The 12,026-nt window shown below is 67.2% G+C and carries 13 protein-coding genes and 1 pseudogene; all 14 read right to left on the bottom strand.

Going from position 1 to position 12,026, the window contains the following annotated elements; translation table 11 throughout:
- A pseudogene (locus Q0330_RS10785) lies at positions 1–220 on the bottom strand (hypothetical protein); the annotation flags it as partial.
- Positions 221–318: 98 nt separating this feature from the next.
- A complete protein-coding gene (locus Q0330_RS10780) occupies positions 319–1,083 on the bottom strand; it encodes a hypothetical protein (protein ID WP_299478615.1) in 765 nt (254 codons plus the stop codon).
- A 470-nt stretch (positions 1,084–1,553) separates the two neighbouring features.
- On the bottom strand, positions 1,554–3,356 hold the full coding sequence (locus tag Q0330_RS10775; protein WP_299478612.1) for a phage/plasmid primase, P4 family: 1,803 nt from the start codon (positions 3,354–3,356) through the stop codon (positions 1,554–1,556).
- Complete coding sequence (locus tag Q0330_RS10770; protein ID WP_299478609.1) at positions 3,353–4,699, bottom strand: hypothetical protein; 1,347 nt, start codon at positions 4,697–4,699, stop codon at positions 3,353–3,355. The genes Q0330_RS10775 and Q0330_RS10770 overlap by 4 nt, the downstream gene beginning before the upstream one ends.
- Positions 4,696–5,220, bottom strand: coding sequence for a hypothetical protein (locus Q0330_RS10765; RefSeq protein ID WP_299478606.1), 525 nt, complete (start codon positions 5,218–5,220; stop codon positions 4,696–4,698). The genes Q0330_RS10770 and Q0330_RS10765 overlap by 4 nt, the downstream gene beginning before the upstream one ends.
- On the bottom strand, positions 5,217–5,792 hold the full coding sequence (locus Q0330_RS10760) for a site-specific DNA-methyltransferase (protein ID WP_299478603.1): 576 nt from the start codon (positions 5,790–5,792) through the stop codon (positions 5,217–5,219). Before Q0330_RS10760 ends, Q0330_RS10765 begins: the two co-directional genes overlap by 4 nt.
- An 87-nt stretch (positions 5,793–5,879) precedes the next feature.
- The gene (locus Q0330_RS10755) at positions 5,880–6,941 is read right to left on the bottom strand and encodes a site-specific DNA-methyltransferase (RefSeq protein ID WP_299478600.1); all 1,062 of its coding nucleotides are present in this window, start codon (positions 6,939–6,941) and stop codon (positions 5,880–5,882) included.
- Positions 6,938–9,001, bottom strand: coding sequence for a DNA cytosine methyltransferase (locus tag Q0330_RS10750; RefSeq protein WP_299478597.1), 2,064 nt, complete (start codon positions 8,999–9,001; stop codon positions 6,938–6,940). Before Q0330_RS10750 ends, Q0330_RS10755 begins: the two co-directional genes overlap by 4 nt.
- The gene (locus Q0330_RS10745; RefSeq protein ID WP_299478594.1) at positions 8,998–9,225 is read right to left on the bottom strand and encodes a hypothetical protein; all 228 of its coding nucleotides are present in this window, start codon (positions 9,223–9,225) and stop codon (positions 8,998–9,000) included. The genes Q0330_RS10750 and Q0330_RS10745 overlap by 4 nt, the downstream gene beginning before the upstream one ends.
- The gene (locus Q0330_RS10740) at positions 9,222–9,491 is read right to left on the bottom strand and encodes a hypothetical protein (protein ID WP_299478591.1); all 270 of its coding nucleotides are present in this window, start codon (positions 9,489–9,491) and stop codon (positions 9,222–9,224) included. Before Q0330_RS10740 ends, Q0330_RS10745 begins: the two co-directional genes overlap by 4 nt.
- Positions 9,488–9,781, bottom strand: a complete 294-nt coding sequence (locus tag Q0330_RS10735) for a hypothetical protein (RefSeq protein WP_299478588.1) — start codon at positions 9,779–9,781, stop codon at positions 9,488–9,490. The genes Q0330_RS10740 and Q0330_RS10735 overlap by 4 nt, the downstream gene beginning before the upstream one ends.
- Positions 9,774–10,040, bottom strand: coding sequence for a hypothetical protein (locus Q0330_RS10730; protein WP_299478586.1), 267 nt, complete (start codon positions 10,038–10,040; stop codon positions 9,774–9,776). The genes Q0330_RS10735 and Q0330_RS10730 overlap by 8 nt, the downstream gene beginning before the upstream one ends.
- A complete protein-coding gene (locus tag Q0330_RS10725; RefSeq protein WP_299478584.1) occupies positions 10,037–11,539 on the bottom strand; it encodes a DNA methyltransferase in 1,503 nt (500 codons plus the stop codon). The genes Q0330_RS10730 and Q0330_RS10725 overlap by 4 nt, the downstream gene beginning before the upstream one ends.
- On the bottom strand, positions 11,536–12,026 hold a 491-nt coding region (locus Q0330_RS10720; RefSeq protein ID WP_299478581.1), incomplete at its 5' end, for a GcrA family cell cycle regulator. The genes Q0330_RS10720 and Q0330_RS10725, both read right to left, overlap by 4 nt.

Below are 12,026 nucleotides of genomic sequence, written 5' to 3'. Positions count from 1 at the left end.
TCTGGGGGGACGAGCGCGTCACGCGCACGGCCTTGATGATCGTGGTGCGGGGCAGACCCGTTTGCTTCGGCAACACCCTGCGCACCTGCGTCCGGGCCATATCGCCCGTGTGGTTGACGGCGCGGTTGCCGATCTTGCGCACCTCGCCCTCGGCGAGTGTGGAAAGCATCTTGCCGAAACGCTGGATGCCGGAGACATCAGCCCATTTCGTCACGAGCATGGGTGCCTCCCGAAACGCGAAAACCCCGCAGCGTTTCCGCGCGGGGCTTCCGAACCTTTTTATCCGTGACAAGGTATAGGGCAAATTTCTGCCGCACGTCAAGCGGTTCTTTTCGCCCCAATGCCCGGCCCCGCAATCAGTTGCACGCGCGGGCCGCGCTCGCCCCACGGACGGGCGACGATCTCCGATTCTGACAGCCGATGCGAGACAAGCTGATTCGCAACGCGGTCGTGAACGCGCCGCAGGGCCGCGGCCCATAGTTCGCGGTCCAGCCTGGCCATGATGTCGGCGACCGGATCGTCGGAGAACTCATATTTGCGATAAGCGCCACGATACGGCCGCCCGGCCTTGCGGTTGAAGCCGTCGACCTCGATCTCGTTCGCCCGGCCGAAGACGTCGCGGACCTGTTTCGCCATGAACCATGCGGGCCTGCCGGCGCGCTCGACCATCCTGATCGCCGGGACCGGCGCGGCCCAGCCCGGCTCGCGGCCGAGCACGGCGCTGCCGATCACGAGGCTGACAAGGTGCGCAGCCCGGCGACCGCGCGGGCGAAGCGTGAACCGTTCGACCGCCCGTTCGATGGCCTGCGCCATCAAGCCCGGCATGCGGTCGTCATGCTGCGGCCAGTCGGGCAGCGGATCCCAGCCGGACGGAATGACGATCTCGCAATGGGCGAGGTCGGCGACCGCCGCGCCCACCGCAAGGGCGTCGTCATGGGGCGCGCCCTGTTCTAGCAGGAAATTGTCGTGGTCGCGGGCGGGCGCGTCGATCGTCGTCATCAGTTCCGCCCAGTTCGTGATCTTCCCCCATGACGACGCCTGCAGCATCCGCCAAGCCGAATTCACGTTGTCCAGCCCGTCCACGCCGCCGCCCTTCGGCAGTTCATGCACGAAAGCCCATGCCAGCATTTCCTCAATCGCCATCGTTTTCATGCCGAAACCCCTATCGTCCCAAATTCAGGGCTTCCGCCCCAATTCTCTTTCTTTCGCCCCAAGGGGCAGTTTTGATAACTATTTGAAAATACAAACAAAAATCAGAAGTAAGGGACGCTAGGGCCGCTAGGGACGATAAATCTCGCGCTTATATGGAAACGAAATTCCCTGTTTTATCGGGAATGTCTCTTTCTATTCGCGCGCGCGCATGGGGAACTTCCGATCTACCGTCCCTAGCGCCCCTAGCGTCCTAACCTCCTGTTTTCCCAGACCCTTTTTCCCGCCGCTTGCGCCCCACCCTTTCAGCTATCGTCCCTCGCAGCCCAAATATCGGCCCGCGCGTTGCGACGATAAGGAGGGAAGGCCAAGGCACGGCCTCCGCGAAAAAGGGGGACAAGGGTTCAATCGCCATGGCCGTAATCCTCGGGCGACGGGCCGGGGTCGCGGCCGGGCGGCGTCACGAACTCGTCGCGGACATGGATGCCGCGATAGACCGTCGTGCCGCTTTTCGATTTCCAGAAGGTGCGCATCTGGCCGTCAGGCCCCGCCCATGACAGGCGCGTGTAGTCGGGGAACTTCCGGGCGAAGGTGGACGCCTTGAACTCCGGGGCGCCCTCCCGCGACGCCCAGTTCGAATAGCCGATATGCAGGTCGCCCGGCGAGGACACGTCCTCCTCGCGCCCTGTCACGATGCAGGCATTGCGCACGAACGCGCCGATGGGGTCGCTTTCCTCGCGGTATTCGCGGGTCGCAGCGAGCACCTTCTCGGGCGGGCGCAGGCCGAAATTCAGATAGTCCAGCGCGCCAGCGATCATCCACGCCAGCACACCCTCGGCCTCGGCCCGCAGTTTGGCGGGAAGTTCCCGGTCGACTTCCTCGACCGGGATCTGGACCTCCCACGGCACGAGATAGACGCGCCGCCAGATGCCGTCCGACGTGTCGTCGATCCTCGGCTTGTGGTTGCCCGACAGCATGATCTTGAACTGGGGCAGCACCTCGAAGAAGTCCTGATGCAGCCGCCGCACGGCGATCTTCTCACCGCCGGTCAGGGTCTTGATCAGCGCGTCCTTGAGTTTCACGCCCATTTCCGGCTCGCTGGCCGCGACGAGGCGGGCGCCGGGAAGCCGCGCAAGGTCGGGCGTCGCCTCGCTGCCGCCGCGCCGGGTTTCGCCGGCGAAGCTGTCGATCGAGAGGGTGACGGCATAGTCGCCGAGGATTTCGCAAAGCAGATCGACGAAGGTGGATTTGCCGTTTCGGCCCGCGCCATAGAAGAAGACGAGGCATTGCTCGACCGTGAGGCCGAGGAGGCAATATCCCGCGAAGCGTTGCAGGAAGGCTCGGATGTCGGGGTCGGGCTGCACGCGCTTGAGAAACGTCTCGAAGGTGGGCGACCTGGCATGCTCGTCGAAGGCGTAGCCGACCAGCTTCGAGATGAAGTCGGCCGGGTTGTGCGGGTCGATCCGGGCGCGCCAGATATAGGTCGGATCGGCGGGGTCGGATTCGTCGTTTTCCTCGCGGACGAAGCGGATCGTGCCCGAGGCGCAGTTGACGGCGAAGAGGTCGCGATTCAAGTCGCCGACCATCATCGCGACATGCGGCAGGGCCTCCTTCATCATGTTGTCGATCTTCGACGACCCGGCCGAGCTCTTGGCATGGCGGTGCCGGGCGGACTTGCGGCCGTTGACCTTCTTCTTCGCCTCCTCGCCTTCCTCTATGGTTTCCTCAAGCTGCATGTAGATGCCGAGCTTCTCGGCATCCCAGTCCTTCTTCGGGATGCCCATCTTCTTGCGCTCGACGCGGGCATCGCGCCCGGCCTGCATCAGCTTTTCCTCTTCCTCGGTCGCGGTGAGCAGCGCGGCTTCTTCCGAGATCATCTCGGCCGTCTTCTGCGCCAGCGGGCGGACGACGGAACCGTCCTCGTCCTCCTTCCAGCGCGCGCCGTCGAAGCCGTGCCAGCCGATCCGGGCGACATGGACGACGCGGCGGCCGTAGCGGATAAGGAAGCGCCTGCCGTTGCCGATGTCGGTTTCCGGCTCGAAGGCGCAGTCCGAAAGCATGGTCTGGGGATCCGGCTCTTCCGGCGGAGGCGGCGCGGAAGCTGCCGAGACGAGCGGCCGCCCGCCATTGTTCGCGCTGCGGTAGGCAGCGGCGACGATGGCGTCGACTTCATCCCATGCCGGATTGTGCTTTCCTCCCTCACTCACGCTTTCACCTCGTCGTCATAAGAAAATGCAGATGGATGACCGGCCAGCATGGCCGCGAAATCGGTGCCGCGGCGCGGCATGATGATGGGCACGAGCCGGCCCGGCCGGGCGTGGCGGGCCTTGGCGCGGACCATGGCCGAGGCCGTCATCACCGGCTCGGAATCGCCGTCGCCGATCAGGACAAGCTCGTCGACATGGTCGGGGACGACCATCGCGTCCGGCTCGCCGCCGTCGCGGAACAAGGGGACCGGCCCCGGCACCATGACGGCGCGCTCGCGGCCGTTCTTGTCCTTCTTGCGCAGCGTCGGGTGCGCGCGGCGCGAGGAAGGGTCGGCCGGGCCGGCCATGTTGCCGAGGTCGCCGGCGGCGAAATAGAAGGTGTCGGGCCGGAAGTCCTCCCAGCGCGCGAAGGCGAGCGTGTTTTCGATCCCTTCCGCGCCGAGCCAGCGGCGGGCGGAGGGCGCGCCGGCGAGCGGGATGAGGCCGCCCTTCTTCGTGCCGCGCATCTTCTTCGTGGCGAGCGGCTCGTAGAGTTCGGCGTCGAGGTCATCGCGCGAGGGCCATCGGTCGCCGGCGCGCCACGGCGCGCGCCCGGCTTCCACGCCCTTACGGGTCAGGCCGAACAAGACGGGCCGGAACTTCGGGGCCGCCTTGAGGTCGATCCATGTGATATGGCAACCGATCACCTGGCCGGCGGGGTCGATGAACGGAGCGACCATGGCCGCGCCGGAATAGATTTCGAGCGGTTGCCCCCTGTCGTCGGTGCCGTGCCAGTAAGGCAGGTCGGGCGCTATGCGCAGCCATTCGTCGTCGGGAACACCGCAGCCGCGTTGCTGAAGGTAGAACCGGCCCTCGCACATGGCTGACGTCCGCAGCGCGGCGGCGTGCCGCACGATGCCCTGCGCCTTCTGCCGTTCGCGGTCGCGGAAGGCGTTCTGGCCGGCCTCGCGCTCGGCCATTTCCTGATAATGGCGCATGCGCAGTTCTTCGAGCCGCGCATGGCGTGCAGCGCGTTCCTCGTCGGTTTCGCGCTCGCCGCCGGCAGGAATATCGCGGCCGAGCACGGCCGAGCACGCCTCGAGGAAACCGGCGCGGCGGCGGACGTCCAGTTCGAGGATATGGGCGGCCATGCCGATCGCATCCTGCCCGCCGACGCCGCCATGGCGGCAGTTCCATTTGTTCTTTTCGGTGTTGAAGGAGAACGTGTCGCGCCCGCTGCAGACCGGGCAGGGCTGCGGATGCTCATGCCGGCGGCCGGTGAATTTCAGGCCCAGCCGTTCGGCCGCCTCGTCGATCGTGACGGCGCGCGCCTCTTCAATGAATTCCTCGACCGGCGTCGTCATGGCGCACCCCGCTCGATCTCGACGACATGCGTCAGGTGCCAGCCGCCGTCCGCGCGCGGGACGCAATTTTCAAGGATATGGGGGACGAGGATTCGCTCCCAGTCGGCCAGCGAGGCCCATCCGGTGCCATTGCCGATGGCGTTGATGTCGAAGATGCCGATGGCGCCGTCGCGCCGGCGAGCCGCGCCGATCCAGTGGGTGAACCGATAGGCGGCGCGGGGCGGAACGCCCGGCTTCGTCCACGGCCCCTCCCATTGCACCCGGCACAGGCCATAGTCGGGCCAGCCGCCCGAGCGGCGCACAGACCAGCGCGCGCCGATGCTCCGCAGCACCGACCACATGAGGGTGGGGTTCGTGTAGTGCTTGTTCTCGAAGTCGCCCATATGCGGGCGAAGCTCGTCGAGCGTCAGGCCACAGATCGCGGCGATGGCTCCCGGCCCGCAATTCGCGCCCCATTCTTCATAGGCGCGGTCGGCATCTTCTGCGGTGAAGCGGGTGGGAAGGATCACGGCGCGGCTCATAGAAGCGTCTCCTGATGAGAGGGCGACTGCCGTGCCACGAATAAATCCGGCTGCTCATAGGCTTTCCGGATGCGCTCCACGGCAATCTCGAAATAGCGTTCGTCGATCTCGATGCCGACGAAGGACCGACCGAGCTTCGCGCATGCCACGCCCGTCGTTCCCGACCCCATGAAAGGATCCAGAACGACCGGACCTTCCGGCACGAAACCGAGGGTCCACATCATCAAGGAGAGAGGCTTTTGCGTCGGATGGCCGAACTCCACGCGACCGACCGGGGCGTTGAACCGCTTCGCCGGCCGATCGAGATTCGTCCAAGCCATCTCGAAATCGGCCATGGTCGGGACGGCGTTCGTCTTGTTCCAGATCAGCCAGCACCGGGTCGGCGGAAGATCGAAATACTGGCCGCCCCACAGGATCGCGGTGTTGCCGACCGCGAGAATGTCGCGCAGAAGGTCCGCAGCCGGCGGCGCGGCGTCCCATTCGAGCATTTCCTTGAAGCCGTCTTTCGCGCCCCAAGTCCCGCCCTGCATTTTCCGGCCGAGGCCATAAGGAGGGTCAGTTACGACGGCCATGCCCCCCCCCCCCCGCTATCAACGGCAGAATCTCCCGGCAATCGCCGAGCAGAAGGCGGCAGTCACCGATCGTCGTTTCGCGGAGAATCATTCGGCGGCCTCCTTCACCAAGAGGGGCGCGTCGTGAACGATGCGGCGGCGGGCCATATCGACATAGTCGGGATTGAGTTCGATCAGGATCGCGCTGCGCTGGAGCCGATCAGCGACAAGCGCGGTCGTCCCCGCGCCGCCGAAGGGATCGAGCACGACGCCGCCAAGGGGTGCGCCGGCCTTGATGCAGGGCTCGATCAGACGCGGGGGGAAGGTGGCGAAATGCGCCTCTGGGAAGGGTTGCGTCGCCACCGTCCAGACGTTGCGGGCATTGCGGCCGCTGCCGCGGCCGACCTGGTCGAGTCCGCTCTGGTCGCTGCTTTCATATTGCGCGTGGCGTGGCGGAAGTCCGCGCTTTCTGGCAACCGCCCGCCGGCCGGTCGTGCGGCCGTGCTGCACATTGGCGCCGTGCTTGTTGACGCCGCCGAACACGCGGGAACCATCGTCCCAATCCGGCACCGATTCGGCCTCGCGGATGGCGTCAGCGTCGTAATAGTAGTTTCGCGTCTTCGAGAGCAGGAAGACGTGTTCGTGCGCCGACGTCGGCCTGTCGGTCACGCTCTCCGGCATCGGATTCGGCTTGTGCCAGATGATGTCGGATCGGAGATACCAGCCATCGGCACGAAGGGCGAAGGCGGCCATCCACGGGATGCCGATCAAGTCCTTCTGCTTGTATCCGGCCGGCGGCTTAACCCATTTGCGGCCGATCACGCCGTTGTCGACCATATTGTCGTGGAAGAACGCCCGCGACCCGCGGTTCGTCGCCTGTTTCTGGTGAGGGCTATCGGCCGGGTTCCCGCCGCGGCCGCTGCCGGCATAGCTGTCACCGAGATTGAGCCAGAGCGTGCCGTCGTCGCGCAGCACGCGCCAGACCTCACGGAATACCTCGACCAGCCTGTCCACGTAGAGCGCGGGGGATGGTTCGAGGCCGATCTGTCCGGCGACGCCATAGTCGCGCAGCCCGTAATAGGGCGGTGAGGTCACGACGCAATGAACGGACTGGTCCGGCAGGGTCTTGAGGACGTCGCAGCAATCGCCTTGGAGGATCCGGATCGTCATTCCGCAGCCTCGCGAAATTCCGCCTCGGCAGGCTTCCGGGTCTTCGGCGCAGCGTCGGCCATGATCGCGCCGACGCATGCCTTCATCTTCGCCACCGAGACCGCATTGCCGATCTGCTTGATCTGCTCGGTCTTCGTGCCGGCGAACTCGTATCTGGTTTCCTCGGTCGTGAAACCCATCGCGGCCGCCAGCTCGTGCGGCTCAAGCATGCGGAAGAGAATGTCGTAGTGGGGCGTCGGCTCTACGAGATGGCCTTGGCCGAGGGTGGGGCCGACCGGCAATGGCTGGTCGAGGCTATGCGTGCGCGGCGCCTGTCCTTCGCGCTCGCCGAATTGCGCGGTGATGAAGGCAAGCTCGCCCCGGTTCGCCCCGGTGATCGTCGGCAGGCCGTCGACGTCCACGTCGAGCGCACGGCCTTCGCCGCCGCCATGCGTGACGGGGACGATGATGCCGAACCTGTCCTTTGTCGTCACGGTCGGGAGGGGGTCCGCGTCGCTGGAGCATGTCGAGGCCCCGCCGTAATAGGCCGTGACAAGCGCATGCGCGCCGCCGGTCGGCGCGGTGGGGATGGGATCGCTGACCGTGCGGGGCGCGCCGCCCGAAGCCTGCGAAAGCACGAACGGCTCGACCAGGTATCCGCCGCCGTCGCAGTTCGCGGTGGGGGCCGGCTCCTCGACCGAATGGGCGCGCGTCTCGCCGTAGCCGTCGCCGTGGCGGTTGAGAATGAACGGCTCGACGATGCCGAACTTGCCGCCGCCTGCATGCAGGGTGCCCAGCGGCTCGTCGACGCTCTTGACCCTGCGCTCGTGGGGATTGCGCTCGCCGGCATCGACGCCATGGGCGGCGGAAACCACGAACGGCTCGACCAGCATCGGGCGGGCGCAGCCGGGACGCTCCTCGGTCGCCGCGCCGCCCGTCGTGATCGTCGGCAGCGGGTCGCCGGTCGTGCGGGCTGCGCCGCTGTTGTGCTGCGAAAGCACGATCGGCTCGGCGATTCCGATATGGGTGCCATTGGCGGCGATGGTCGGCAGCGGGCGGCTGACATCGGAGCCGGCGCCGTTGCGGCGCAGCGTGATCAGCATGGGGTCCGCCGAGCGGCCGCCCTGCGCGAACGCTATCGGCTCGACCCGGAAGTGCCGAAGCCGCGCAATGAGATCGCGCGCCAGCGCCCTGCGCTTCCTGCGCGCCGCGGCCTTCGCCGGCGCATTGCGAACCGAAAAGGTCCAGCGGATATGATAGAGCAGGGACCGCTCTATCTCGCGGGCGAGCAGGAGGATGAAGACCTCCGGCCATTCGAACTTCACCGCGCCGGCATAGATGCGCGCGAGGGTCTTGGGCGCGAGCGGCTTCTTGCGGCCGAAGATCGACTTGCCGCGGATATTCCAGTCGATGATTTCGCGGGCCGGGCGCCACGGCTTCGATTCGGAAAACAGGTCGCCGTTCACCTCGTCGCGCTTGCGATGCGTCGGCATGGGCCAGTGCACCTTGCGGCCATCGGAGCGGGCCATAAGAATGAATCGCTGGCGGGTCGTGGCGTCGCCGTAGTCGGCCGCGTTGAGCTTGCGCCATTCCGGGTCGAAGCCGAGGCGGCGGATCGTCTCGATCCACGCATGGAAGTATTCGCCCTTGCGGGACTTCACCGGCTTGCCCGTGCGCCGGTCGACCGGACCCCACGACAGGAATTCCCAGACGTTCTCGATGATGATGCGCTTGACCCGCAGTTCGGTCAGCCATGTGATGATGTGCCACGGATCGGAACGCTGTTGATCGGACGTCGGCTTGCCGCCGCGGGCGACGCTATGATGGGTGCATGTCGGCGACGCCATCAAAAGGTCGAGATAGCCCTCCGGCACGATCAGGTGCGGGCGAACCGTGGCGATGTCCTGCACATAATGGCGGGCTTCGGGATGGTTCTTCTGATGCGTCTCGATCGCGGTCGGCCAGTGGTTGACGCAAACGAGCTCCATGTTGAGGCCGAGTTCGGCCAAGGCGCGCTCACATCCTGTCGATGATCCGCCAGCGCCGCAGAGAAGGTCGGCGACAAGTATCTTCCGCGTCATGCCTCACCTCGCGCGTCCGCCATCTGGCTTTCGTGGCGGAAGATCGGCGCAAGGCGGATCAGGTCGGAAACCGCACGGGGCGGCCTGCCCATCGCCTTCGCGACGGTGGCGAGCGTCAGGCCCATTTCCATAAGGAGGAGGATGCCCTCGCGCTGCATGGCGGCGGGGAGCGCGTCGATCGCGGCGGGGGTGACGCTACCGGGGTGGCCGAAGGGAGCGATCATTCTTCCGGCTCCCAGACCTGACGGCGATATGCCTGAATGGCGACGAGGCCCGTCAGGCCGAGGGCGCAACCGCTGCGGCCCCGGATCATCGACCCGCCGCGGCCGTCCGCGACCAGGTCGAGCCGGTTCCCGCCAACGACGCCATGCTCGGCCAGCGCCGCGGCGATCTCGTCCGCGCCGGCGAGGCTGCACTCGAAAGCGAAGGCGAACGCCTTCGGCTCCCCGTCGACGACGATCTGATATTGCGCCCAGAATACGCGCATCATGGCCGTGCCCTCCCGTTTTCCGGGCCGGCGGCCACGGCTGTTTCAGTGCTATTCCCGTGAAACATTCCCGCCGGCGGCGTGTAGAAGTCGCGCACCTGCAGGCCCAGCCAGTCGCAGACGGCGATCACCTTCGGCGCGGAAACCGGCTGGCCGTTGGCGATGCGGGAAAGGTCCGGCGAGGTAACGCCGATCTCGGCGGCGCAGGCGCGCCAGCCGCGCCCGTCATCATGCAGGCGACGGCGCAGGATGCGCCCGAGGCCGACATAGTCGTATGCGGCGAGGTCACGCATTTGGCAGGGCCTCCTTCTTGAGAAAGATGGTCGGCTGCTCGCCGATCCAGTCGGCGAGGGCGAAGAACTCGAAGGCGCCGGGATTGCGCCCGCGCGCGGCGCGCTTCACGGCGTCGACCTCGACCATCGCCTCGCGGGCGACGCGGGCCACGGTCTTGCGGCGGTGGATGCGCCGGGCTTCGAGAAAGAGCGCGAAAACCTCGAAGTCGATCATCGCCGGATCGAAGGCATCTGCGCGGAGGGCGGTGGCGTCGTTCATTCCGCAGCCTCATTCATCGCTTGAGACCGATCGGGCCGATCGTCCGTCCTGATCGCGGAAGTGGCCGTAAATGCTCCGGCCTGCCCCCCCCCCCCCGCTACTCCGGGCGTGCCGAATAGCGGGCCGGGATCCGGCTCGCCGCCCGCGCGGGCGGTCTTGACCTTGAGGGCCAGCGCGCGCCGCCGGGCGGCGCTGTCGAAGACCATGTCCATGCGCCGCGCGATGTCGGCTTGGTATTCGGCCTCGCGCTCGATCAGGATCGAAAGGAAGCCTTCCATGACCGCCGCCTCGCCGGTCGTGCCGGTGCCGGCAAAGGGGTCGAGGATTGTGCCGCCCGGCGCGCAGAGCATCCGGCAAAGCCAGCGCATGAGGTTGATCGGCTTGACGGTGGGGTGGCCGGAGCCGAGGCGGTCCTCGGCCTTCGCCTTCGCCGTGTAGAAGAAGCGTGCCGCCGACCCGGAATCCCCGCGCGGATCGTGATCGCTGTTCGTCGCGAACGCGCCATAGACCTCGGCGGTCTTGCGTCCGCCGCCGCTGTCGGGGCGAACCGGCGCGATCTGGCCGGGCGCTTCGGGGAAGGCCGCGGTGGCGACGTCGCTGCCGTCATGGGTGATGTTGGCGGGCCAGCGGCCGCCATCGTCGCCGACACGGCAGGCGTCGATGTTGATCGCGCCGGTGCCGGTGGCGAGAACCTGGCACGCCACGCTCTTTTCCGCGAGCGGCTTGCGGGCAAGGGCGATCGGCTCATAGGCGGGCTTGAGGGCGATGTTCCAGCCGTCCCAGCGCGCAGCCTCTTCGGTCGCGGGCGCATAGGAGCCGGGCTGGTAGGCGCGGCCGTTGTCCTTGATCCAGCTCCCCGACGAATTCTGGTCGGCGCCGGGGATCATCCGCTTGACGGCCGCGCCGGTCGGCACGACCTCGCCCTGCGCGCCCAGGTGCTTGTCGATGGCCTTGGCCACGTCCAGCCCCTTCGGGAAGCCGGAGCCGAAGGTCCAGAGCAGGTCGCCCAGCGGGTCGCCGGCGGCGATGATGGCGGCGAACGCATCGGCCTGCGCAGGCGACAGGCTTTCGAGGAAGGCGACCTCGCGGTCGGTCAGGTCGTAGAGATGGACGACCCGGTCGCGCATCTCGAAGCCGGCGCGCTCTATGGCGAAGGCCATCTTGTGATAGCACTTCGGGGCCGAGAAGGCGGCGAGCATGCCGCCGGGTTTCAGGACGCGCAGCACGCGCGCCCATGTCGCCGGGTCGAAGGCGATGTCGCCGCCATCCCACGACTTGCCCATGAAGCCGGCCGAGGCGCGGCGGAAGATGCCGTCCGAGCCGAAGCCCGCCTCGGCGGAGCCTTCCTTGCCGAACCGCTGGACGATGGTGTCGAAGTGATAGGGCGGGTCCGTGACCACCGCGTCGACGGACGCTTCCGGCAGCGAATCGAGCACGTCGAGGCAATCGCCCGCATGCAGCGTCACGCGCCCGTCGAGGAAGGTGGCCGGGCCGCTCATGCCGCGGCCTTGTCTTGCGCCTGCCGGCGCAGATGGTGCAGGCAGTAGCGCGTGCCGGGAATGTCGGCGCGCTCGCCGCCGCAGACGGGCATGTCAGGGCCGTTCGGCCCGTAAGCCTCGCCGGCGAACCACAGGCAGCGTTCCTCGTCGATCGCCTGCGAGAAGGGCATGGGATGCGCCGGCGGTTCGGGGATAGGGGCCGGAGGCAGCGGATCGGCGGGCACGATGCTGGGCGCGTCGACGATAGGCTTCGCGGCGCGCGGGCGAACCTCGACCCGGCCGCGCCGGCTGGACCAGCCGTCCAGCATGCCGAAGCGGCCCTTGCCGCGCAGCACCTTGCCGATCACCGCATTGCGCGAGCAGCCGAGGACGCCGGCGATCTGGCTGGCGGACTTGCCGCCGGCGACGAGGTCGGCGAGTTCCTGCTCGCGGGCGGGCGTCCAGAAGCCGGTCATGCCGTGCCACCGGCGCCGACCATGACGATCGC

The organism is uncultured Paracoccus sp. (genome assembly GCF_937873615.1).
Lineage (GTDB): Bacteria > Pseudomonadota > Alphaproteobacteria > Rhodobacterales > Rhodobacteraceae > Paracoccus.
This window is presented reverse-complemented; position numbering and strand designations above follow the sequence as displayed.

Coding starts and splice junctions, on each gene's coding strand:
- Q0330_RS10770 (WP_299478609.1), bottom strand. CDS start 4,699: ATGACGACGCCGGTCGAGGAATTCATTGAAGAGGCGCGCGCCGTCACG.
- Q0330_RS10765 (WP_299478606.1), bottom strand. CDS start 5,220: ATGAGCCGCGCCGTGATCCTTCCCACCCGCTTCACCGCAGAAGATGCC.
- Q0330_RS10760 (WP_299478603.1), bottom strand. CDS start 5,792: ATGGCCGTCGTAACTGACCCTCCTTATGGCCTCGGCCGGAAAATGCAG.
- Q0330_RS10755 (WP_299478600.1), bottom strand. CDS start 6,941: ATGACGATCCGGATCCTCCAAGGCGATTGCTGCGACGTCCTCAAGACC.
- Q0330_RS10750 (WP_299478597.1), bottom strand. CDS start 9,001: ATGACGCGGAAGATACTTGTCGCCGACCTTCTCTGCGGCGCTGGCGGA.
- Q0330_RS10745 (WP_299478594.1), bottom strand. CDS start 9,225: ATGATCGCTCCCTTCGGCCACCCCGGTAGCGTCACCCCCGCCGCGATC.
- Q0330_RS10740 (WP_299478591.1), bottom strand. CDS start 9,491: ATGATGCGCGTATTCTGGGCGCAATATCAGATCGTCGTCGACGGGGAG.
- Q0330_RS10735 (WP_299478588.1), bottom strand. CDS start 9,781: ATGCGTGACCTCGCCGCATACGACTATGTCGGCCTCGGGCGCATCCTG.
- Q0330_RS10730 (WP_299478586.1), bottom strand. CDS start 10,040: ATGAACGACGCCACCGCCCTCCGCGCAGATGCCTTCGATCCGGCGATG.
- Q0330_RS10725 (WP_299478584.1), bottom strand. CDS start 11,539: ATGAGCGGCCCGGCCACCTTCCTCGACGGGCGCGTGACGCTGCATGCG.